The 21,365-nt window shown below is 64.3% G+C and carries 20 protein-coding genes; 10 read left to right on the plus strand and 10 right to left on the minus strand.

All coding sequences use genetic code 11. The features are described 5' to 3' along the window. Positions 1-12: 12 nt before the first annotated feature. On the minus strand, positions 13-579 hold the full coding sequence (locus Q1M07_RS14115; protein ID WP_300454554.1) for a hypothetical protein: 567 nt from the start codon (positions 577-579) through the stop codon (positions 13-15). Beyond that, positions 576-1,907: an RHS repeat-associated core domain-containing protein gene (locus Q1M07_RS14120; RefSeq protein WP_300454555.1), complete on the minus strand. Its 1,332-nt coding sequence runs from the start codon at positions 1,905-1,907 to the stop codon at positions 576-578. Before Q1M07_RS14120 ends, Q1M07_RS14115 begins: the two co-directional genes overlap by 4 nt. Positions 1,908-2,046: 139 nt before the next feature. On the opposite strand from Q1M07_RS14120, the gene Q1M07_RS14125 reads away from it, so the two are divergent. Together Q1M07_RS14125 and Q1M07_RS14130 are read left to right on the plus strand one after the other, a co-directional pair. Further along, positions 2,047-2,889 carry a MoxR family ATPase gene (locus Q1M07_RS14125; protein ID WP_300454556.1) on the plus strand — a complete coding sequence of 281 codons (843 nt, stop codon included), beginning with the start codon at positions 2,047-2,049 and terminating at the stop codon, positions 2,887-2,889. A 20-nt stretch (positions 2,890-2,909) separates the two neighbouring features. Then, a complete protein-coding gene (locus Q1M07_RS14130) occupies positions 2,910-4,079 on the plus strand; it encodes a VWA domain-containing protein (protein ID WP_300454557.1) in 1,170 nt (389 codons plus the stop codon). Positions 4,080-4,132: 53 nt separating this feature from the next. On the opposite strand, the gene Q1M07_RS14135 is transcribed toward Q1M07_RS14130, so the two are convergent. From Q1M07_RS14135 to Q1M07_RS14150, 4 genes are all read right to left on the minus strand, one after another. After that, positions 4,133-5,686 (minus strand): amino acid adenylation domain-containing protein, encoded by a 1,554-nt coding sequence (locus Q1M07_RS14135; RefSeq protein ID WP_300454558.1) that lies wholly within the window; start codon positions 5,684-5,686, stop codon positions 4,133-4,135. Between the two features lie 15 nt (positions 5,687-5,701). Continuing rightward, on the minus strand, positions 5,702-6,790 hold the full coding sequence (locus Q1M07_RS14140; protein ID WP_300454559.1) for a class I SAM-dependent methyltransferase: 1,089 nt from the start codon (positions 6,788-6,790) through the stop codon (positions 5,702-5,704). 13 nt (positions 6,791-6,803) lie between these two features. Further along, positions 6,804-7,823 carry a methyltransferase domain-containing protein gene (locus tag Q1M07_RS14145; protein WP_300454560.1) on the minus strand — a complete coding sequence of 340 codons (1,020 nt, stop codon included), beginning with the start codon at positions 7,821-7,823 and terminating at the stop codon, positions 6,804-6,806. Between the two features lie 144 nt (positions 7,824-7,967). After that, a complete protein-coding gene (locus Q1M07_RS14150) occupies positions 7,968-8,210 on the minus strand; it encodes a hypothetical protein (protein ID WP_300454561.1) in 243 nt (80 codons plus the stop codon). A gap of 21 nt (positions 8,211-8,231) precedes the next feature. Here Q1M07_RS14150 and Q1M07_RS14155 point away from each other — a divergent pair, with 21 nt between their 5' ends. From Q1M07_RS14155 to Q1M07_RS14175, 5 genes are all read left to right on the plus strand, one after another. Beyond that, on the plus strand, positions 8,232-8,741 hold the full coding sequence (locus tag Q1M07_RS14155) for a DapH/DapD/GlmU-related protein (protein ID WP_300454562.1): 510 nt from the start codon (positions 8,232-8,234) through the stop codon (positions 8,739-8,741). A gap of 4 nt (positions 8,742-8,745) precedes the next feature. After that, positions 8,746-9,708 carry a hypothetical protein gene (locus Q1M07_RS14160; protein WP_300454563.1) on the plus strand — a complete coding sequence of 321 codons (963 nt, stop codon included), beginning with the start codon at positions 8,746-8,748 and terminating at the stop codon, positions 9,706-9,708. Between the two features lie 9 nt (positions 9,709-9,717). Next, on the plus strand, positions 9,718-10,824 hold the full coding sequence (locus Q1M07_RS14165) for an FkbM family methyltransferase (RefSeq protein ID WP_300454564.1): 1,107 nt from the start codon (positions 9,718-9,720) through the stop codon (positions 10,822-10,824). Between the two features lie 389 nt (positions 10,825-11,213). Then, positions 11,214-11,804 carry a DNRLRE domain-containing protein gene (locus Q1M07_RS14170; RefSeq protein ID WP_300454565.1) on the plus strand — a complete coding sequence of 197 codons (591 nt, stop codon included), beginning with the start codon at positions 11,214-11,216 and terminating at the stop codon, positions 11,802-11,804. 208 nt (positions 11,805-12,012) lie between these two features. Further along, the gene (locus Q1M07_RS14175) at positions 12,013-12,462 is read left to right on the plus strand and encodes a c-type cytochrome (protein WP_300454566.1); all 450 of its coding nucleotides are present in this window, start codon (positions 12,013-12,015) and stop codon (positions 12,460-12,462) included. Between the two features lie 52 nt (positions 12,463-12,514). On the opposite strand, the gene Q1M07_RS14180 is transcribed toward Q1M07_RS14175, so the two are convergent. Next, positions 12,515-14,500 carry a UvrD-helicase domain-containing protein gene (locus Q1M07_RS14180; RefSeq protein WP_300454567.1) on the minus strand — a complete coding sequence of 662 codons (1,986 nt, stop codon included), beginning with the start codon at positions 14,498-14,500 and terminating at the stop codon, positions 12,515-12,517. A gap of 171 nt (positions 14,501-14,671) precedes the next feature. Between Q1M07_RS14180 and Q1M07_RS14185 the strand changes: the two genes are divergently transcribed. Genes Q1M07_RS14185 through Q1M07_RS14195 form a run of 3 tightly spaced genes read left to right on the plus strand, consistent with a single transcriptional unit; the run spans position 14,672 to position 17,741 of the window. Further along, on the plus strand, positions 14,672-15,829 hold the full coding sequence (locus Q1M07_RS14185) for an efflux RND transporter periplasmic adaptor subunit (RefSeq protein ID WP_300454568.1): 1,158 nt from the start codon (positions 14,672-14,674) through the stop codon (positions 15,827-15,829). Continuing rightward, on the plus strand, positions 15,826-16,551 hold the full coding sequence (locus tag Q1M07_RS14190) for an ABC transporter ATP-binding protein (protein WP_300454569.1): 726 nt from the start codon (positions 15,826-15,828) through the stop codon (positions 16,549-16,551). Before Q1M07_RS14185 ends, Q1M07_RS14190 begins: the two co-directional genes overlap by 4 nt. After that, positions 16,533-17,741, plus strand: coding sequence for an ABC transporter permease (locus Q1M07_RS14195; RefSeq protein ID WP_300454570.1), 1,209 nt, complete (start codon positions 16,533-16,535; stop codon positions 17,739-17,741). The genes Q1M07_RS14190 and Q1M07_RS14195 overlap by 19 nt, the downstream gene beginning before the upstream one ends. 25 nt (positions 17,742-17,766) lie before the next feature. Here Q1M07_RS14195 and Q1M07_RS14200 read toward each other — a convergent pair whose 3' ends face one another. The 3 genes from Q1M07_RS14200 to Q1M07_RS14210 all read right to left on the minus strand — a co-directional run bounded on the left by Q1M07_RS14200 (position 17,767) and on the right by Q1M07_RS14210 (position 21,365). Further along, complete coding sequence (locus Q1M07_RS14200) at positions 17,767-18,666, minus strand: hypothetical protein (RefSeq protein ID WP_300454571.1); 900 nt, start codon at positions 18,664-18,666, stop codon at positions 17,767-17,769. Positions 18,667-18,688: 22 nt separating this feature from the next. After that, a complete protein-coding gene (locus tag Q1M07_RS14205; protein ID WP_300454572.1) occupies positions 18,689-20,614 on the minus strand; it encodes a nucleoside-diphosphate sugar epimerase/dehydratase in 1,926 nt (641 codons plus the stop codon). Positions 20,615-20,804: 190 nt separating this feature from the next. Then, positions 20,805-21,365 (minus strand): sugar transferase, encoded by a 561-nt coding sequence (locus tag Q1M07_RS14210; RefSeq protein ID WP_300454573.1) that lies wholly within the window; start codon positions 21,363-21,365, stop codon positions 20,805-20,807.

Here is a 21,365-nt window from a genome sequence, read left to right on the forward strand (position 1 = left end):
CGAAGTGCGAACTTAGATTGGCACGAACGCTCCGCCGATGTGAGTCCCAGTCGCCAAATCCACGCTGAAGCTCTGTTCGGATTCGGTCCGGATGTCCCAAAACACCCCGCAAAGAGTCTCGTCGGTCATGGTGGTGAGCTTCAGGCCATCCCATGAAAGCCGCTCGGTTCGCCATGCAATTCCGTTAGCCCCAATCGCGAAAAGCTCGGTGTGATTGGCAAAGATCAAGAGCCGATGCTTTGCCGAGCTTCGCACAGCGATCACCGGGACGATTGAAAGATTTTCGTGCTCTTTGGGATTAGCGACATCCACGATGTAGGCTTCCCCTTCGGCGACCACACAGAGCTTAGTTGGGTTCGGTGTAGCAAACACTCCGGTAATCGTTTTGGGACCGAATCGCCCGAAAGCGAATGTGCCGATCCACGCTTCGCCCTCGTGCGGAACTACCCGGACGTTCAAGCCATCGTGCCCGCCCGATTCAACGGCTCCGGGATAAAACCGACGCTTGGTGTTGCCTGAGCCTAGTTCACTCAACACCTCAAACTCGAAAGCCGATGGGAATGGTTGCTTGATCATCATGGGTTCCGTCTGAAAAAGCGGTGTGTGATGACCTCTGAATTCCCCGATGCCGAAGGACGGACGCCAATTTCAAACACACCAGTACGGCCATTCACCTGCTCCGGCAACGAATACATAATCGAATCGTTGCTCATGTTGGGTCTCGCGGTTCGGTAGAAGTTCGGCGTCACCGTCCTCGTGCCGCTCTGGAAAATCTCCGCATTGAACGATTCAGGGAAGTTTTGGAATGGTCCCGGTTCGTATGCTCTTCGAATCAATTCACGGACTGAATTGATTCGATTGGGCTGAGTTGCCTGCACTCCCGTCTCTGCGGCAACTGCCGCCTCCCCACCAACCAACGCCTCCCGCACCAGCATTGTACCCCTGCTCACCACCGCCCCGACCGTACCAACGAGGGCCTTGATCGCTGATCCCGCCATCACATTGACCATCGCTTCCTGCATGTACGGCGCCAACTGGTGCTCGATCGACCCGGCACGCGGATCAGGACTGGCGGCTATCCGTCCTGTCCGGCCATCGTCCCATTCCATGCACTGTAGGTACGCCAGCCGCACCGCCCCCTCCCCAAACTCCACCTCCCCACGCGCGACCTCGGCATCCGTCAGCGTTTCACCGTCGTCGCCGTAGCCGTCGTTGACCGACAGGCAGTCGCCGCCGCCGTAGGCGGTCTCGTGGCTCGTGCTGACCGGGCTGGCCCTGACCAGCCCGCTCGGGTCGATGTAATTGACCGGGTCGTTGCCGACGTAGGCGTAGGGGTTGAGGCCGCCGGCCAGCCCGCTGGGGTCTCGTTGCGTGAAGCGCGCGAGCGTCGGGTCGTCGTAGCGCGCGCGGTAGTAGATCAGCCCGCTGGCGTCGGGCTCGCGACCGGTATCGCCGTAGCGCTCGATGCGGCCCAGTTGCGCGCCGGGGACGGCGTTGCCCCAGGCGTCGAAGAGTGGCGCGCCGACCAGCGCGCCGTTGCCGTCGGTGACGGCGACCGCGTTGTTCTGCGCATCCTGGTGGTCGTAGCGCTTGTCGTAGCCGCCGGCGGCATTGCGGGTGTAGCGCAGATCGGGTCGTCGGTGTTCGGACCGTGCGTCGTGAAGGCCGTTGGCTGCTGCCAGTCGCCTTCGTACTCGGCGACGATGTCGGGGCCGTTCGCCGGCGGCGTGAAGGGGCCGGCGCGCTCGCCGGCAGTGCGCCGCCGGCCGAGGGCGTCGTAGCTGAGGTCGTGCTGAGTCAGCGTCCGGGTGTGGCGGTTGCTGAAATGGTAGACCCGGTGGCGGACTTGGGCGACGCCGTTGTCGGCGTGGTCGGCGTATTCGGTGGTGATGCCGTTGGCCAGCCACTTCTGCTTCAGGCGCGCGCCCTGGTCGTCGACGAAGGCGAGGTAGCTGTCCTGGCTCATACCAGGGTGGAAAAGGCTTGTCCGATCCGTAACACCGGATTTGCGGGTAGAATCGACAGCTCTTCGAGAGGAGCAAGACCATGCGCTTTGCCGGTTCCGAGAGCTACGTGAGCACCCGCGACCTGACCCTTGCCGTCAACGCCGCCATCGCCTTGCAGCGGCCGCTGCTGATCAAGGGCGAACCGGGTACCGGCAAGACCATGCTGGCCGAGGAAGTGGCTGCGGCGCTGGGCTTGCCGCTCTTTCAGTGGCACGTCAAGTCGACGACCAAGGCGCAGCAGGGGCTGTACGAATACGACGCGGTCTCCCGCCTGCGCGACTCCCAACTCGGTGAGGCCAAGGTCGCCGACATCGGCAGCTACATCGTCAAGGGCGTCCTGTGGCAGGCCTTCGACTGTGAAACGCCGTCGGTCGTCCTGATCGACGAGATCGACAAGGCAGACATCGAGTTTCCCAACGACCTTCTGCGCGAACTCGACCGCATGGAGTTTTTCGTCTACGAAACTCGTCAGAACGTTCGCGCCCGCCATCGCCCGCTCGTCTTCATCACCTCGAACAACGAGAAGGAACTGCCCGACGCCTTCCTGCGACGCTGTTTCTTCCATTACATCAAGTTCCCCGACAAGGAGACGATGACCCGCATCGTCGACGTCCATTTTCCGGGCCTGAAGCCGGCCCTGCTGCGCGAAGCGCTCGAGGTGTTCTTCGAACTGCGCGAGATTCCTGGCCTCAAGAAGAAGCCATCGACCTCCGAACTGCTCGATTGGCTCAAGCTGTTGCTGGCCGAGGACATTCCGCCCGAAGCGCTGCGCAGCAAGGATCAAAAGGCGGCGATTCCGCCCTTGCACGGTGCGCTGCTCAAAAACGAGCAGGACGTTCATCTCTTCGAACGCCTGATCTTCATGGCACGCCACCACCGCTGAGTGGCCGCAACGGGCCGGCGATGCTGATCGACTTCTTCCTCCATCTCAAGGCGCGCCGACTGCCGGTTTCGATCAAGGAGTTTCTCGCCTTGCTCGAAGCGCTGCGCGAGCACGTCATCGAGCACAGCCTGGACGACTTCTACGTCGTCTCGCGCGCCATCCTGGTCAAGGACGAGACCCATTTCGACAAGTTCGATCGCGCCTTCGGCGAGTATTTCAAGGGCGTCGAGGCGCTGCCCGGGATGGACGTCCTGATTCCCGAGGAGTGGTTGAAGCAAGCGGCAAAGCGACACCTGACCGACGCCGAGCGCGCGCAGCTCGAAAAACTCGGCTGGGACAAGCTGATGGAAACCTTCAAACAGCGCCTCGCCGAGCAGAAGGAACGTCATTCCGGCGGCAGCAAATGGATAGGCACCGGCGGCACGTCGCCCTTCGGCCACGGCGGTACGCATCCCGAGGGAATCCGCGTCGGCGGCCGGAGCGAGAACCGTTCGGCGGTCAAGGTCTGGGAGCAGCGCGAATATCGCAATCTCGACGACAGCGTCGAACTCGGTACGCGCAACATCAAGCTGGCGCTGCGTCGCCTGCGGCGCTTCGCCCGCCAGGGGGCGCCGGAAGAACTCGACCTCGAGGGCACGATCGCCGGTACGGCGCGCAACGCCGGCTGGCTCGACCTGCACCTGCGGCCGGAGCGTCACAACGCCGTCAAGGTGCTGCTGTTTCTCGACATCGGCGGCTCGATGGACGATCACATCCGGGTTTGCGAGGAACTGTTCTCGGCCTGCCGCAGCGAGTTCAAGCACCTCGAGTACTACTATTTCCACAACTGCGTCTATGACTACCTGTGGCAGGACAACCGCCGGCGCCACAGCGAGCGCGTGCCGACGCTCGATGTCATGCACAAGTACGGCAACGACTATAAGCTGATCTTCGTTGGCGACGCGGCGATGAGCCCCTACGAGCTGGTGCAGCCCAACGGCAGCATCGAGTTCAACAACAGCGAACCCGGTGCCGTCTGGCTACGCCGGCTGACCGAAACCTGGCCGCACGCCATCTGGCTCAACCCGGAGTCGGAACACTCCTGGCCGTATCGACAGTCGACGTCGCTGATCTACAACCTGATGGGTAGCCGGATGTTTCCGCTGACGCTCGACGGCCTCGAACGAGGGATGCGCCTGCTGAGCAAGTAGGCGCCGGCCGGGGTTCTTCACCCTTGGGCCCGGCAAGCCAACCTGGCGGCACCTCAAGGCGGCGGCAGACGCTGGGCGAGCGCCTGCCGGTCAGCCTTGCCGTTGGCGTTGCGCGGCAGCTCGGCGAGCACTGCGATGTGCCCCGGAATCATATAGGCGGGCAGTCGGTCGTGCAGAGCGTCGCGCAGGGCACTTTCGTCGATCGCTGCACGGCTGCCGACGAAGGCCACGATGCGCCCGTGCTGCTCGCGAACGCGTTGATAGATCGCCACCGCCTGCGTGACCTGCGGCAGCGACTGCAGAGCGGCTTCGATCTCCTCGAGTTCGATGCGATAGCCGAGGTGCTTGATCTGGTTGTCGATCCGGCCGACGAAATACAGCAAGCCCTGTTCGTCCTGCCGGACGAGATCGCCGGTGCGATACATGCGCTCGGGAAAGTCCATGCAGCGCGGATTGGTCGCGAAGCTGATCGCCGTGCGCTCGGCGTCGTTGTAATAACCGATCGCCAGTTGCGGGCCGAGAAGGCAGAGTTCACCCACTTCGCCGGGCCTGGCCGGCGTATCGGCGTCCTTCAGAAGGAGGCAGGAGACGTTGGCCGCCGGTTTGCCGAGCGGCGCCAGCCCATTCGGGTCGAGGAAATCCCCTTCGCTCAGGGTATAGGCCGAACAGATGCAGGTGCATTCGGTCGGTCCATAGACATTGACCAACCGGGCAGTCGGGTGGAACAGGTCGAACAGTTTTTTCAGTTCCCGTTTCGGATAGCCCTCGCCACCGAAAACGACACAGCGCAGCGCCGGCCAACTGCCGGCGCGGAGCTGGCGCATGGTCATCAGATAAATCAGCAAGGAAGGAACGGAAAACCACAGCGTACAGCCCAACTTCCCCACCCTGCGCACCAGCTCGCGCGGCGCGGCGACCGTGTCACGACCGATCGGCGCCAGTGCGGCGCCGGTGAACAAGGAGGCGTAGAAGTCGAAGACGGAATTGTCGAAGTACGGCGGATTGACGCCGGTCAGGACATCTTGCGGCGTGATGCCGAATTCGTCGGCGGCCCACGGGATGAAGTTGAGAACGCTGGCGTGGGATACGACGACCCCCTTGGGATTGCCGGTCGACCCCGAGGTGAACATGAGATACGCCGGGTCGCCGCCGGTCACGCGCGGCATTTCACCGCTGCGCGTCGTCGGCCAGCCGGTCAAGGATTCGGCGTCGGGAAGCCTGGTCACGGGCGTGCCTGCGGCTGCGCAGGCGTGCTCGATTTCCGGCGCCAGGTCGTGATCGGCGATCACCAGTCGTGGCCGGCAGGTGGCGAGGATTCGTGCCAGACGCTGCGGCGGGTTCTGGTCGTCGAAATTGACGTAGGCGGCGCCGATCTTCAAGGCGGCGAGCATTGAGGCGTAGGCTTCGCCGGTCTTGCCGTTGAACAGCCCCAAGACGTCCCGGCGGCCGACGCCGCGTGACCTGAGCCAATGAGCGAGCCGGTTTGCCAGGCGGTCGAGATCGCCGTAGGAGAGCGTCCGACCGCCGCCCAAGACGAGTGCCGGTCTCTCGGGCTGGCTGAAGGCAAGGCTCTCGAAAGCCAGGCCCAGGTTATAAACGTAGCCCACGTTGCAATCGGCCGGCTAGTCGCGCAATCTGACGAAAAGCGCCTTGCCGCAGACAAAGGCCGTTTCGACCCGGTCGGCCTGCTCGAGCAGAAACTCGTTGCCCACCCGGTAGGGCCCATCGCCGTGCGCCCAGACATAGTCGTCGAGGATGAGCCACGACCCGGGTTGCGTCCTGCCGAGCCAGAGCCGGCAATCGTTCCTGACGAACTCGTAGTCGTGGTTGCCGTCGATATGGATGACCGCGATTCTGCCCGAGTAGCTCACCTTGGCCGTCGCTTCACACCGACCGGCCTGGCCCGCCGCATAGCGCTCGAAAGCCTGTTGCGAGCTGAGCTGCAGGTGGTTATGGTCGTCCGCCCGCAAGGCCACCATATTGACCAGGAAACCTTCGCGCAATACGTCGAAATCCCACTCCTCGACCAAGGTCTGAAACGATTGCGGCGACTGCCGTTGAACGGCGTTGTCGGACATCCAGGGATCGACCGTCAGCAGCGGGCCGATGCGGTAGCGCCAGGCCAGATAGAGCAGGACGAAAGCCGAGCGTCCCATCAGCGAACCGATCTCCAGCACGTCCCCGGTCGGTGCACGGGCAAAGATTCCCATCATGGCGGCTAGTTTGTCGTCGTTCGATTCGCCGTAGATCAGCGACGCCTGGCGGAGAACGCCGGCGACTTCGATCAGTGAAAGGCCGCCAGCGCCGTCCGCGCAGAGCCGCACCAAAGGCAGCAAGCGTTCGGCCCGGGCCATCAGGCGGCGATGCTGCTCGACCTGCTGGCGGATCGGCGACTGGCCGACCATGGCCAGCCCGAGTTGCTGTTGGTCGATCAAGCGGCGCATGAACGCATGCACGCTGGCGACCGGGCAGAACACGCGCCGAATCGAATACTGCGTCACCAGCGACAGGAATCGCGGCTCGAAATCCTGGTCGTAAATCGACGGCAAGCGATGGACTTCGTCCCCTTCCGGGTCTACGGCGTCGCTCGGCAGCGAGGCGGCGCAGACGGTCCGCTCCCCCCTTTGGCGAGCGGCGGCGAGGTAGTCGGCGGCGGCCTGATTGACGGCCGGGAAAACCAGCGTCGCACCCATCGCGTCGGGAGGCCGCATGCTGCCGGGCGGCTTAGTCGCCGTGGCCAAGGTCGCGTCTGGCGGCCTCGCGCACCACGTCGTCCAGCCACTGGTGCATGCTCTTGCCGGTCGCCGCGCGGGCGGCCGCGGCCAGCCGTTTGGCTTCCGGCGTGACGCCTTCGAGTTGCCCGTAGTAGCGCGTGCGGTGAGTGCCACCACGCATCCCGGGAATCGGAAAGTCGAGATCGGCGGGCGGCTCGCCTACGCCGACGACGAAATCGATGACATAGAAAACGCCGCCGATGATCCATTCCAGACGCGTCTTGCGCGCCTCGACGGGGAGTTTTTCGAGGGGCAGCGGATAGACGAACTCGGGATTCGAATTCATGAGAATCCGGCCGAATTCGGTATCGCGCAACCAGGGCGGCATGCTTTCGTCCCCCACCACGACCTTGCCGCCAGGCTTGGTGACGCGCGCCATTTCGGCGAAGGCGCGGCGGATGTCGCCGAAAGCGTTGATGCCCCCGAAGTGGAAGCAGGCATCGAAACTGTTTTCGGCGAACGGGAGATAGTAGCCATTGGCCAGCGCCGGTTCGACGCGGGTGGCGACTCCGCGCAGGCGCTCGATGTTTTTCGCCAGAAACGACGGTGCCAGATCCTGAATGTACAAGCGACCTTCGGCACCCAGGCGGCGCGCGATGATCTCCGAGTCGCGCCCCGTTCCGGCACCCGTCTCCAGCACGATCGCACCCGGACGCAACTCGAGCTTGTCCACCATCGCGTTGCGCACCGTTTGTTCGTCCTCGCCATAGGTGCTGAAGGTCAGGGGAAGATAACGGTCGTAGGCATCGGCCCGTTCCTCATACTGCTGCAAGGCCTGGCGATCGATCGCCGGCAGTTCGAACGGGTACACCAGGTCGGGAACTCCCTGGCGGATTGCGAAACGGTGACCGGAGGGGCTGGCCAGCACCCCCGATACGACTTCATTTCCCTCCCGGATTTCTTCCTCCGCCAGGGTCAGCGGTTCGAGGGTCAGTGGATCGACATAAAAGCTTTCTTCGCCGCGGCGCATGATCTCTTTCCGAGTGTCGAACGGTCGGCCGGACCCCGACCGGCGGCATGGCATAGGAAAGCGGTCGTAAGGTGGCTATACTCGCAGTGTGCCAATATCCGGTCGGCACGTAAAGCGACAGGCGTGCCGTTCCGGGCTGTCCGCTCAGCGGGTGAGACTGGACAGGGCGAACGAGTTCCCAGCGAGAGTAGAACGACGATGCCACCACTCGTTATTTTCGGCCTCGGAAAGATCGCCGATGTCGCATACCAGCACTTTCAACGCGATGGCGATTACCAGGTCGTCGCTTTCACCTGCGACGCCGCCTGGCTGCCTGAAGCGGGCGGAGAGCCTGAAATCCGGCACCACGGCCATCCCGTCGTGCCTTTCGAGAATCTCGAACGTCACTATCCGCCGGGGTCGGTGGCGATGTTCGTCGCGCTCGGCTATCACGAACTCAACGCCCTCAGGGCCAGGAAGTGTGGCGAGGCGAAAGCCAAAGGTTATACCCTGGTCAGTTATGTCAGTCCGCGGGCGGATCACGGCCCCTGGCTCGAGATCGGCGAAAACTGCCTGATCCTCGACGGAGTGGGGATTCAGCCGGGAGTGCGGATTGGCGACGATGTGTCTTTGTGGAACAACACGCTGATCGGCCATCATTCGACGATCGGCGATCATTGCTGGATCGCGGCGGGGGCAACGCTGGGCGGCGGCGTGGTGCTGGGGGAACGGTCGTTTGTCGGCCTCAACGCCACCATCGGCGGCGAGTTGTCGATCGGCGCCGATTGCTTCCTGGGCGCCGCGACACGGGTCCTCAAGGACGCGCCGCCGCGCAGCGTGTTCATCGCGCCGGCCACCGAGCGGTTTCGGCTGGAAAGCGACGCCTTTCTTCGCATGACCCGGATGCCGGCGCTCGGGACGAACCGCGAAGGTCGCTGACGGCATGCTCGCGTGGAAGAAACTGGGCCGCGTTTTCGACCCGACGGCAAGTCCGGCCACTTCCTGGCTACGCGAGTACGCGCAGTGCCCTACACCTCTGGTGCTCGACGAAGAGGTCATTCGCGTCTATTTCGCCGGCCGGCCGCAACGCGCCGCCGATCGGCAGTACGTCTCCTATCCCGCCTACGTCGACCTGGCGCGACATGAGCTTTCGCGAATTGTCGGCGTCGCCGAAGCGCCCCTGATGAGTCTCGGCCGAATGGGTTGTTTCGACGAGTTCGGGGTCATGCCGGGCAGCGTCGTACGCCAGGGTAACGAGATTCTGCTCTACTACACCGGGTGGACCCGCCTGCGCTCGGTTCCCTACAGCCTGGCGATCGGCCTGGCGGTGAGCCGCGACGGGGGAGCGTCTTTCGAACGCGTCGGCGACGGCCCGGTTCTCGGTCTCAGCCTGGGCGAACCGTATTTCGTTACCGGCCCGATCGTGCGCATCATCGACGGCCTCTGGTACATGTGGTACCTGACGGGCCGCAAATGGCTGTTCGACGAAGGGAAGTATGAACCGGTGTACCAGATTGCCGTGGCCACATCGGGCGACGGTGTGAACTGGCAGCACGATGGCCGGCCGATCATCCCGACGCTGGCGGACGACGAGTGTCAGGACATCGCCTCGCCGTTCCAGATCGATGGCAAGTGGCACGCCATCTTCGCCTGGCGCCGGCCGTCGACTTCGGCCGGCGCCTATCGTCTGGGGCAGGCTTCGTCGACCGATCTGAAGCGCTGGGTGCGCGACGACTCGCAGGTCGGGATCGACCTCTCGGCGACCGGCTGGGACTCGCAGATGATGTGCTATGGCCAGGTGCTGGAAGTCGACGGACGTATTCTCCTCTTCTATTGCGGCAACGATTTTGGCCGTGCGGGCTTCGGGATTGCTGAACTGACGGGCTACGGGCCTGAAGAAGGGTGACACCTGCCAGTGCGAATTGCCGATCGACTCACCAGCGGTAGCAAGCCGCAGCGCGACTTGTTGCGCCGGCTCCGCGAAGCGCAGCAGCCGGTCGTGATCTACGGCGCCGGCGTTTACGCCTACGTGCTGAAGCGCTTTCTCGACGCGAACGGCGTCGCCGTCGGCGGAGTGATGGTGGACGCCGCTTATCATTCCGAACAGCCCTTCATGGGCATGACACCGGCCCGCACCGAGGACGCGTTGCCTCGGCTTGCCGGCCAGCCGATCGTGGTCGGCATCGCCAACTACCCGCTGCTGATCGACAAGCTGACCCGCCTGGGCGTGACGGACGTGCACGTGATCGATGTCCCGGACTATCTCAACATGCCGCATGCTTTCATGGACCGTCGGTTCGTGCGGGAGAACGCCGAACGATTCGACGCCGCATGGGCTCTGCTGGCCGACGACCTGTCGCGGGAAACCTACGTCGCGGCGATCAACACCAAGATCAGCGAGGATCTCGAACATGTGCGGCCCTTCGTGCGCCTGGACAGGCTTTATTTTCCGGCGACGGAGTTTCCCCTGCACGACAGCGAGGTGTTGCTCGACGTCGGCGGATTCACCGGTGACACCGTGCGCGAATTCCACGAGATCACCGGCGGCAGATATTCAAGAATCATCTCGCTAGAGCCAAGTGCAGAGAACTTCAACAAGCTCCAGGCGACCATCGAGGAACTGGGGCTGACCAGGGTCTTGCCGCTCAGAATCGGCGCCTGGGACGAAAAGACGACGCTTCCGTTTGCCCCCCAGGAAGTGCCGATCGACAACCGTATCAGCCCGGGCGGTGTCGGCCGGATTGCCGTCGACCGGATCGATGCGCTACTGCACGACATCGCCGAGCCGGTGAGCCTGATGAAGTTCGACATCAACGGCGCCGAGTATCCCGCGATTTCAGGCGCCCGGGAGACGATCCGCCGACTTCGCCCGCGCGTCGTCACCCGATTGCACCGCAAGGAAGACTTCTTCCGCCTGCCGATCCTGTTGAAGGAACTGGCCCCGGACATGCGCCTGTACCTGCGGCAGCGCAACTACATGTCGATGATGCTGGTGCTGTACGGAGTTTTCGACTCGCCGTAAACGTCGTGCCGGCAACCAACCCGGTACGCGGCACCAGGACCAGATTTACCACCCCATCGCAAGCCGGCGGCAAAGCAGAAGCATCCAGCCGGGGATTTCCCGCGTATCGGGAACGGGGCGGGACACATGGTGTGTGCCTGCCGCCACACCTTGTACTGGAGGTCTTTCACATGACAAAAACTGCCTGATCCCGAGCGCTGCCGCTGCTCCTCGCAACCGCACTGACGAGTGCCGCGCACGGGGCGACCATCCTGCAACCCGACGAGGCGGCGAGCGCAGACGTCTTCGTCTATGAATTCGGCGTTCCCGGCGCCTTTCGCATCGCCACCGCAGCGCGCGTCACCAACCTCGACAGCCAGACGCTGAACGCGCTGTCACCGGCGCCAGCGGTGCCCTTCGGCAACTTTCTCGGGAGCAGCAATACCGAGCCGCTGATCGGCGCTCTGGGCGAGACTCGCGCCCACGACACACGGTCGCTGCTGCGCTTCGATCTCGGCACGCTGGCCCTCACCGCCGGCCAAGTCGGCAAGGCGACGCTCAAGCTCTTTGCCCTGCCCGGCCTGCCGCCGTTCGACAACCCGACGACGAGCAATCCGGTCACCACGCAACTGCATCGCGTGACCGAGGCGTGGAACGAGACCACGGTGACCTGGGAGACGCAGCCGGCAGTGGCGGGACCGTTTACGTCAGCGGTGCAGGATGGTGTGAATAGGTGGGTGTCTTTCGACGTGACTGAACTGGTCAAGGACTGGCTATCCGATCCGACGACCAACTTCGGCATCGAGCTCCTGCAACCCGACGTTGTCAGCTCTCCCTCCGGCCGCCCGATCGCCTCGCTGTACGCCTCCTCCGCCTCGGCCGACACGACACGACGCCCCTTGCTCGAGATCTCGGCCGTCCCCGAGCCATCGACGACAGCGCTGCTGGCGGGAAGCCTCGGCCTGCTCGGCTGTTTTTCACGCCGGCGACCGACGGCCTGATGCCGGCCCCCCCGCTACGCGACCCTTGCCGGACGAGGCTCGCCGGCATCGTGTCCGCGACGCACTCCAAGGCCCACTGAAATCCTTGCCGCTTGGTTCGGGCGAAGCAGTCGCCAGACGCCGTTGCATCGCTCCGAGCCGCTTTTTGGCAGCGTGAAACGGCGGTACAATTCGCCGTCTTTTCCCGCATACCACTAAGGACTTTGGCATGGCTCAGAAACCCAACCCGTCGCGAGCGATCCTGATGATCACCATCGTCATCGCCGTCATCCTGATCGCTGTGATCTGGCCGCTGTCGTTCGTCGGCAAAGGCGGTGGTAGCAGGAACGCGGTCAGCGACGAAGCCGATGCGCGTATCCAGCCGGTGGCGAAGATCGAGTTGGCCAAAGCGGCGCCAGCCAAGTCCGATGGCAAACCGCGTGATGGAGCCACGGTCTACAACACGGTATGCATGGCCTGCCACGCCAGTGGCGCGGCCGGGGCGCCGAAAGCGGGCGACAAGGCGGCGTGGGCACCGCGCATTGCCAGCGGAAACGCGGCGCTGATCAAGAGCGTGATCAACGGCAAGAACGCGATGCCACCGAAAGGGGGTGCCGCCGACTTGACCGACGCCGAGATCAAGGCAGCCGTCGAGCACCTGGTCGGTCTGTCCAAGTAACGGCTCCGGCCGGCCGCCGCCGCGGCCCGGCGGCGGCGCCGAAGGACTTGGTTCATCGCGCCTTGGCGAGCATGGCCCGCAGCGCCGCCAGGCGATCGGCGCCAGTCGCCTTGTTCGCGACAGCCTCCTCGCCGCCGCCGGAAAAGCGCAGATCGTCACGACCCAGTTCGTCGATGAAACGCGAGCCCTGACAGGCGACCCGTTCGCGCCCCTGCTGGCGCTTCTCGGCATAACTCAGATGCAGCGAGCGTTGCGCTCGTGTAATGCCGACGTACATCAGGCGGCGCTCTTCCTCGATCCGCTGGTCGGCCTCGGCTTCACGGTGCGGCAGAATGCCTTCCTCGACACCGATCAGAAAGACGTGCCGGAACTCCAGGCCCTTGGCGGCGTGCAGCGTCGACAAACGTACCGCATCGAGGTCGGCATCCTGTTTGTCGAGCCTGTTGAGCAGCGCCATCGTCTGCGTCAACTCAATGAGGGTTTTTCCCTCCTCGTCGCCTTTCTTGCCCAGCCAGTCGCAGAACTCCCTCACGTTCGCCAGTTTCGCACGCGCGGCACGTGCCTCGTCATGTTCGAACAGCCACGCTTCGTAGGCGATTGCCGCGACGAGGTCGGTCAGCAGCACCGCCGGCGGCTCGGCGGCGGCGCGCGCGCGCAAGCGCTCGATGAAGGCACAGAATTCGAGTAGCGGGGCCAGTTGCCGCGCCGACACCCGTGGCACGAAACCCTGTTCGCCGGCCGCTTCGAACAATGAACGGCGGCGTTCACCCGCATAGGCGCCGAGCGCCTGCAGCGTGGTGACTCCGACGCCACGCCTGGGGGTGGCGACGGCGCGAAGGAAGGCCGGATCGTCATCGCCGTTGGCAAGCAGACGCAAGTACGAGGTGATGTCCTTGATCTCGCTTTTCTCGAAGAAGGATTGTCCGCCCGACAGCAGGTAGGGAATGCGTTGCTGGCGCAACTGTTGTTCGAGGGCACGCGCCTGGAAATTACCGCGGTAGAGGATCGCGTAGTCGCGAAAAGCACCGCCATGCTCGAAGCGATGCGCCTGCAGCTTCATCACCACCGACTCGGCCTCCTTTTCGCTGTCCCGGCAAATACTGACGGTGATCGGGTCGCCATGGCCGAGGTTGGACCACAGTTTCTTGTCGAACAGTTTCTCGTTGTGTCCGATCAGCGCGTTGGCCGCCTTGAGGATGCGCACCGTCGAGCGATAGTTCTGCTCGAGCTTGATCAACCTGAGGTTCGGGTAGTCGTCTGCCAATCCGCGCAGGTTCGCAATGTCGGCGCCGCGCCAGCCGTAGATCGCCTGGTCGTCGTCGCCGACGGCGGTGAATGCCGCACGCGGCCCAGCAAGCAGCCGGAGCAAACGGTATTGCGCGGCATTGGTGTCCTGGTATTCGTCTATCAACAGGTAACGCAGGCGATTCTGCCACTTGTCGCGTACTGCCGGAAAGTCCTCGAAGAGCGCCACCGGCAGTGCGATCAGGTCGTCGAAATCGACCGCCTGATAAGCGCGCAGCGTGGCCGCATAACTGGCGAAAACCTGGGCGGCCAGCACCTCGCTTGCGCCGCACGCCTGCCTGCGCGCCTGGTCCGGGGACAACAAAGCACTTTTCCAGCGCGAAATCAGCCCCTGCAGCTTGCGGATGCCGCTTTTGTCGACACTGCCAGCCAGGTCGGCAAGAATGGAGAAGCAGTCTCCAGCGTCTAGAATCGAGAAGTTCGGCTTGTAGCCGAGCATCGCCGCCTCTTCGCGCATGATGCGCACGCCGAGGGCGTGAAAGGTCGAAATCGTCAGGCCGTTGACCTGCCTTCCGGAAAGCAGTCTGGCGACCCGTTCCTGCATTTCCCGCGCCGCCTTGTTGGTGAAGGTGATGGCGGCGATGTGACCCGGGCTGACGCCGCAGGAATCGATCAGATAAGCGATTTTCTCCGTGATGACGCGTGTCTTGCCGGAACCGGCCCCGGCAAGAACCAGCAGCGGGCCGTCGAGATAGCGGACGGCTTCGCGTTGCGGCGAATTGAGTGGAGACATCGAGGCAGACGGCCGAAGGCGGGGGGCGCGATTCTAGCACGCGACGCGGCGACCTGGTGGCGACGACCGCCGATGGGCGATCCGCCGGGTCGCTCACCGCCCTTGTCAGCCCGACGGATTCGTCGGACCATAGCGCGTTTGGCCCTACGGCTTTCCCCACCGAGTACCGCCATGCCCCTGCTCCACCGCCTGTCGATCGCCCTCGCCGTACTTCTGTTGCTCGCCGCCGGCGTGTGGTGGGTTTCGCGACCGCAGCCGGTAGCCGTCGTGCTCAAGGAGATCGAACTCGGCCAAGTCGAATCGACACTGGCCAACACGCGAGCCGGAACGGTAGAAGCGTGCCAGCGGACCAAACTGTCCACCATCAGCGGTGGCCGCATCGAGCGGCTGACGGTGAAGGAGGGAGATCGCGTGCGCCGGGGGCAGCTGCTGATGAAGCTGTGGAACGACGATCAGCAGGCACAGAGCGCCCTGGCCGTGTCGCAGGTGGCGACGGCACGCCATCGGGTCAGCGAAGCCTGCGCCATGGCCGCCAACGCCGAGCGCGAGGCCGAGCGTCAATCGGCCTTGCGCGCCCGCGGCTTCGTCTCGGGGGCGCGTGAGGACAGCGCGCGCAGCGAAGCGCTGGCCAAGCGTGCCGGCTGTCAGGCGGCGCGCGCCGACGTCGCGCAAACCGAGGCCAAGGTCAGCCTGACACGAGTCGAGCAGGGACGAACGGTGCTTTACGCGCCCTTCGACGGGACGATCGCCAAGATCGTCGGCGAGGTCGGCGAGTACTCGACACCTTCTCCGCCCGGCGTGCCGACACCACCGGCAATCGACCTGATCGACGATTCGTGCCTGTACGTCAAGGCACCGATGGACGAAGTCGACGCGCCAAAGATCGTCGCCGGGCAGCCGGTGCGCATCAGTCTCGACGCGCTGCCGAAACAGTCCTTCCCTGGTCGCGTCAAGCGCGTCGCGCCCTACGTCTCGGCGGTCGAGAAACAGGCGCGCACGGTCGACATCGAAGCCGTTTTCGACGACCCGGCCGCACCCGGCAAGTTGCTGGTCGGTTACAGCGCCGACATCGAGGTGATCCTCGCCGTCCGTCAGCAGGTGGTCCGCGTGCCGACCTCGGCGCTGCTCGAGGGCGGCCGCGTTCTGGTGGCGGCGGCCGACGGCCGGCTCGAGGAACGCCAGGTGAAGACCGGCCTCGCCAACTGGGAATATACCGAGGTGCTGACAGGCCTGGTGGCCGGCGAGCGCGTCGTCACCTCGCTCGAACGTGCCGGCGTCAAGGCCGGGGCAAACTACATAGTGGATAGCAAACCGGCAAGTGGTCGATGAACTCCGAACTGATCGAGCTTGCCGGCATCGAGCGCGTCTTCCGCCTTGGCGACAGCGAGGTGCACGCGCTGCGCCGGCTCGACGTCTCGATCGGGGCCGGCGAATACGTCGCCGTGATGGGCCCGTCCGGCTCCGGCAAATCGACGCTGCTCAACCTCCTCGGCCTGCTCGACCGCCCCGACGGCGGCGTCTATCGTCTCGCCGGCCGCGACGTCACGACCTTGTCGGCCGAAGAACAGGCGCGTGTGCGCAGCGAGCAGATCGGCTTTGTTTTCCAGAGCTTTCACCTGGTGCCGCGGCTCAGCGCGGCCGAAAACATCGCGCTGCCGATGATCCTGGCCGGGATTGCACCGGCGCAGCGCGCCGAACGGGTCGCCCGCGCGCTGTGCGACTACGGGCTGGAAAACCGCGCCGATCATCGTCCCGACCAACTTTCCGGCGGCCAGCGCCAACGTGTCGCGATCGCCCGTGCGACGATCATGCGGCCGGCAGTGATCCTGGCCGACGAACCGACTGGCAACCTCGATCGCGCCACCGGCGAAGAGGTGATGCGTCTGCTCGAAGAACTCAACGGACGCGGCGTAACGCTGATCGTCGTCACCCACGACGGCGGTCTAGGCGCGCGCGCGCCACGCCAGTTGCTGATGGAGGACGGCACCTTGCGGCACGACCGCCGACGCCTGGCCGAGGAAGCCGCGGATCCATGCGCACGACCGACCTGATTCGCTTCGCGCGTGGCGCGGCGACCGGCAACCCCTTGCGTACCACCTTGCTGGTCCTGGCGATGGCGATCGGTGTCGCGGCTGTCGTCGTCCTGACGGCGCTCGGCGACGGTGCGCGACGTTACGTCCTGAACGAGTTTTCCTCGATTGGCAGCAATCTGGTGATCGTCCTGCCCGGACGCTCGCAGACCGGCGGCTTCAACCCGGGCAACGCGGTCACCAGCACGCCGCGCGACCTGACCATCGACGACGCGCAGGCGCTGCTGCGCGCCAGCGCCGTGTACCGTGCCGCGCCGCTCGCCGTCGGCACTTCGGAAATCAGCGCCGGCGGCAAGCTGCGTGAGGTGACGGTCGCCGGAACGACGGCCGAGTTCATCGAGGTGCGTCGCCTGGCCCTCGCCCAGGGGCGCTTTCTGCCATCGGGCGACTGGCGGCGCGGCGCCTCGGAAGCCGTCATCGGCGCCAAGATCCGCGACGAGATGTTCGGTCGCGGACCTGCGCTCGGGCAAGTGGTGCGCGTCGGCGACCGGCGTTTCCGTGTCGTCGGCATCCTCGCCGCGAGCGGCCAGGGACTGGGGATGAACACCGACGAACTGGTGATCGTTCCGGTTGCGCTGGCACAAGCGATGTTCAACAGCAACACGCTTTTCCGCATTCTGGTCGAAGCGACGAGTCGCGAGGCCATCGAGCCGGCCAAGGCGCAGGTCACCGAAATCCTCCGGCTGCGCCACGAGGGCGAACTGGACGTGACGATCATCACCCAGGACGCCGTGCTCGCCACCTTCGACCGCCTGCTCGGAACCATGACGCTGGCGGTGGCGGGAATCGCGGCGATCAGCCTGGCGGTAGCCGGCATCCTGGTAATGAACGTGATGCTCGTCTCGGTCGCGCAGCGCACCGCCGAGATCGGCCTGCTCAAGGCGCTCGGCGCCACCGGAGTGACGATAGGCAAGGCTTTTCTCACCGAGGCAGCGATGCTCTCGGTGGCCGGCGCCGTGCTCGGCTTTGCGCTCGGTCACGCCGGAGCCGCGATCATCCGACAACTCTACCCCGCCTACCCGGCATTTCCGCCGGGCTGGGCGGTGCTCGCCGGGCTAGGCACGGCACTGCTGACCGGCATTCTCTTCGGCGTCTTGCCGGCGCGCCAGGCAGCGCGGCTCGATCCCGTGCAGGCGCTGGCCAAGCGCTGATCCACCCGGCAAAACGCCATTGTGCCTACATCCGGGCCTCGCCCGCGTCAATCCGCTTCACTCGCCGCCAAGCGTCGACCAGCAGAGCCGACAAGGCACCGACCAACAGCCCTCCGACCAAGCCCCCGACGATGAGCAGAATTCTGTTTGGCGAAACCGGCTTGTCCGCCACGAAAGGCGCTTCGATCGCCCTCGCCGATTGCGTCGCCGGAGGCAACAAAGCCGTTTCGTAGGCCATTATCGCCTGGCGCGCAGCATACACCTCGGCCTGTTTCTGAACGTACAGCGACGCGATCAGCGCAACCTGTGTGAATTGATCATCCCGCGGAGCTTTCATAGCGGAGATTTTCTCGAGTTTCTCCAACTCGCGCTCCGCACTGGCGAGTTTCTCTTTGGTGATCGCCAAGTCGGCGCTCATCTTATCCACCACCGGCTTCGAGATGTCGGCCTGCCGCCTTGCCAGTTCCGCAACCGCGGCCTCGGCGATTGTCTTCGCTCTCTCCGGACTGCCAGCCCGCGCCTTCAACTCGATCAGGGGCGCCGTCACCGTTGCTCTGAGTATCTGCACCGACAAATATTTCGTCGTGGCGAACGGAGAGCGCGACAAGGCGTCGCTCCACTCTTGGTCGCCGAGACTTTGCGCCAGCGCGAACTGAAAGGAAGCGGCTTTCATTCGCTCGACAGCCTGAGCGGGCGGCTCAACAAGCAGCGGGGTGTTCTGTGCAACCTGCCCAATCTGCCCAATCTGCCCCACCTGAATGACGGCAATGGCTTCGTAGGTCGCCGGGAGAAAGGCAATCGCCAAGCCCGCCCCGGCCACCCCTAGGACGGCACCGCCAAGTACGTAGTACCAACCGACCAACAACCTGGCCCACAGAGTCATCTCTTGCAGATCTTCGCCCGGCAGCACCCCGTTTTCACTCATCGATCCCGATTCCCAAGAACGTTCAATGCACAACCGCGCCAGCCTTGGCGGTTCTGGCCATGGCGCGCCACAGCAGTTCGTCATCGCCATGCCTGGCCGGAGCATACTCCTCGACCAGCGAAGCCAGGATGGTCAGCACCTTGTCATAATCCAAATCCCGGCTGGCCGTCTCCAGTTGCTCCAACCGTTCACTCAGCAGCGTCCACGGCAGTTCCTGCTCGTAAGCCCGCATGATCAGCGGGTGCGAGGTGCCTTCGACGTTCTCGCCGATCAGCAACTCCTCGTACAGCTTTTCACCTGGGCGAAGACCAACCACCTCGATCGCGATGTCGCCGTCCGGATGCGCCTGGTCACGCAACTCCAGCCCACTCAGATGCACCATGCGGCGAGCGAGGTCGAGGATTCTAACCGGTTTGCCCATGTCCAACACGTACACTTCACCCCCCTGACCCATCGAACCCGCCTGTATCACGAGTTGTGCGGCCTCGGGAATGGTCATGAAGTAACGCGTTATCTCGGTATGCGTCAGCGTGATCGGCCCGCCCGCCGCGATCTGTTTGCGGAACAGCGGCACCACCGAACCAGAGGAGCCCAGCACATTGCCGAAGCGCACCATGCAGAAACGGGTGACGCCCCCTTGACGCGCCAGCGCCTGCAGGATCAGTTCGGCCAGCCGTTTGCTGGCGCCCATCACATTGGTCGGGCGGACGGCTTTGTCGGTCGAGATCAGGACGAAAGTCTCCACGCCGGCCGCCAGCGCCGCCTCCGCCAACCGCCGCGTGCCTACGGCATTGTTGCGAATCCCTTCGATGGGATTGTGTTCGACCAGGGGTACATGCTTGTACGCCGCCGCGTGATAGACCGTCTGCACGCCAAGACTCTTCATCATCAGTTCGTTGCGCGGCCGATTGGTCACCGATCCGAGCAGCGGCATCAGCTCGACAGACAGTTTGCGGCGCGCGCACAGCGCGACAAGTTCCTGCTCGATCGAATACAGCGCGAACTCGGAACGCTCGAGCAACACGAGCCGCGAGGGCTGTAGCCGTACGATCTGGCGACACAACTCCGAACCGATCGAGCCACCCGCCCCGGAAACCAGTACCGTTTTCCCGGTAATGCAGCGTCCGAGCAGGGCGGCATCAGGCGATACTGATTCGCGGCCGAGCAAATCCTCGATCTCGACCTCGCGGATGACGTCGACCGACACATTTCCACTGACCACATCGGCCATTCCGGGAACCAGCTTGAGCTTGCAATGCAGGCCGTCCATCGCCTCGATGATCTCGGCCCGTCTGGCCCGGCTCGCCGAGGGAATGGCCAGCAACACCTCGTCGACCCGCTTGCTGGCGATCATCGAAGCCAGCTTGCGTGGTGCGTGAACCCGCAATCCGGCAACCTCGGTCTTCTGCTTGGCCGGACTGTCGTCGAGAAAAGCCACCGGCAGATACTCGCGCCCGGCCCGCAGCGCATACGCCAGTTGCGTTCCCGCCTGACCAGCGCCGTAGATCGCCACCCGCTTGCGCTGATCCTGGCGGCGCTCGGCACGGAGAAACAGGCTGCGTGCCAGAAAGCGCGACGCACCGACGTAAAGGCAGGCCAGCAACCAGTAGATCACCAACACGCCGCGCGACAGGCCCGGCGTGTGCGTAAGTGCCACCATGGCGGCGACCAGCAGGACGGACAGGCTCACCCCGCCGGCCACCACGAACACCACGCGATCCTCCATGAAGCGGGTGACGGCGCGGTACAGGCCGAGCCGGATGAAAACCGGAATCGCGACCAGCGGGGCCGCCAGCATCTGCCACCCGTGACCAGTCAGTTGAGGATTCCAGGTTTCGAAACGCAGGGCGAGGGCCGACCAGAAGGCGAGCAACAGCAGCAGAAAATCCGTCGCCACGGCGATCGCTTGTTTGTGCCTTCTCGGCAACGACAAAAATGCTTTCAACATTCGGCTCGATGCTTCCATTCTTGAAGACCCGATTAGCCAACCCTGCCGCTCTGCGCGAATCAAGACAAACAACCCCTCCGTTGCAGACAGCCAGAAACAACTGAGAGTCTCGGCAACTCGCGGGAATCCTCAGCCAGTTCCGCCGACACGTGTCTCCCCGCCGCGCCCGCGGCAATCGTTGCCGTGCCGCTCAGTGCGACACCCCGTCGCGCCGCAGCACCTTCACCCAGGTCAGCCACAGTATCCTGATGTCGAAGCCGAGCGACTGCCGCTCAAGGTACTGCTGGTCAAGGGCGACTTTCTCGGGGATCGGCAACTCGTCTCGCCCGTTGACCTGCGCCCAGCCGGTCAGCCCGGGCACCAGTTGATGCACCCCGCACTGCGTGCGCAAGGCGATCAGGTCATCCTGATTGAACAGCGCGGGGCGCGGTCCGACAAAGCTCATGTCGCCCTTCAGGATACTCCAGAGTTGCGGCAGTTCGTCCAGACTGCTCCTGCGCAGCAATGAACCGATACGCGTCAGATAGATCTCCGGTTCCCGCAGCAGGTGCGTGGCCACGGCGGGTGTGTCGGCCCTCATGCTACGGAACTTGGGCATGCCGAACAAACGGTTGTTTTTGCCCACCCGATCGGACCAGTACAACACCGGCCCTTTGGAGGTCAGCCGCACGGCCAGGGCGATGAGACAAATCGGCAGAATCAGCACCGGCACGACCAGCAGGCAAAGGAAGATATCGAACAGCCGCTTCAT

Origin of the sequence: Accumulibacter sp., assembly GCF_029255285.1 — a bacterium.
Taxonomy (GTDB): Bacteria; Pseudomonadota; Gammaproteobacteria; order Burkholderiales; family Rhodocyclaceae; genus Accumulibacter.

What these genes read in the sequence shown, in the direction of transcription:
- Q1M07_RS14115 (WP_300454554.1), bottom strand. Translation starts at nt 579, where the DNA reads ATGATGATCAAGCAACCATTCCCATCGGCTTTCGAGTTTGAGGTGTTG.
- Q1M07_RS14125 (WP_300454556.1), top strand. Translation starts at nt 2,047, where the DNA reads ATGCGCTTTGCCGGTTCCGAGAGCTACGTGAGCACCCGCGACCTGACC.
- Q1M07_RS14130 (WP_300454557.1), top strand. Translation starts at nt 2,910, where the DNA reads ATGCTGATCGACTTCTTCCTCCATCTCAAGGCGCGCCGACTGCCGGTT.
- Q1M07_RS14140 (WP_300454559.1), bottom strand. Translation starts at nt 6,790, where the DNA reads ATGCGGCCTCCCGACGCGATGGGTGCGACGCTGGTTTTCCCGGCCGTC.
- Q1M07_RS14145 (WP_300454560.1), bottom strand. Translation starts at nt 7,823, where the DNA reads ATGCGCCGCGGCGAAGAAAGCTTTTATGTCGATCCACTGACCCTCGAA.
- Q1M07_RS14155 (WP_300454562.1), top strand. Translation starts at nt 8,232, where the DNA reads ATGTTCGTCGCGCTCGGCTATCACGAACTCAACGCCCTCAGGGCCAGG.
- Q1M07_RS14160 (WP_300454563.1), top strand. Translation starts at nt 8,746, where the DNA reads ATGCTCGCGTGGAAGAAACTGGGCCGCGTTTTCGACCCGACGGCAAGT.
- Q1M07_RS14175 (WP_300454566.1), top strand. Translation starts at nt 12,013, where the DNA reads ATGGCTCAGAAACCCAACCCGTCGCGAGCGATCCTGATGATCACCATC.
- Q1M07_RS14180 (WP_300454567.1), bottom strand. Translation starts at nt 14,500, where the DNA reads ATGTCTCCACTCAATTCGCCGCAACGCGAAGCCGTCCGCTATCTCGAC.
- Q1M07_RS14185 (WP_300454568.1), top strand. Translation starts at nt 14,672, where the DNA reads ATGCCCCTGCTCCACCGCCTGTCGATCGCCCTCGCCGTACTTCTGTTG.
- Q1M07_RS14190 (WP_300454569.1), top strand. Translation starts at nt 15,826, where the DNA reads ATGAACTCCGAACTGATCGAGCTTGCCGGCATCGAGCGCGTCTTCCGC.
- Q1M07_RS14195 (WP_300454570.1), top strand. Translation starts at nt 16,533, where the DNA reads ATGCGCACGACCGACCTGATTCGCTTCGCGCGTGGCGCGGCGACCGGC.
- Q1M07_RS14200 (WP_300454571.1), bottom strand. Translation starts at nt 18,666, where the DNA reads ATGAGTGAAAACGGGGTGCTGCCGGGCGAAGATCTGCAAGAGATGACT.
- Q1M07_RS14205 (WP_300454572.1), bottom strand. Translation starts at nt 20,614, where the DNA reads ATGTTGAAAGCATTTTTGTCGTTGCCGAGAAGGCACAAACAAGCGATC.
- Q1M07_RS14210 (WP_300454573.1), bottom strand. Translation starts at nt 21,365, where the DNA reads ATGAAGCGGCTGTTCGATATCTTCCTTTGCCTGCTGGTCGTGCCGGTG.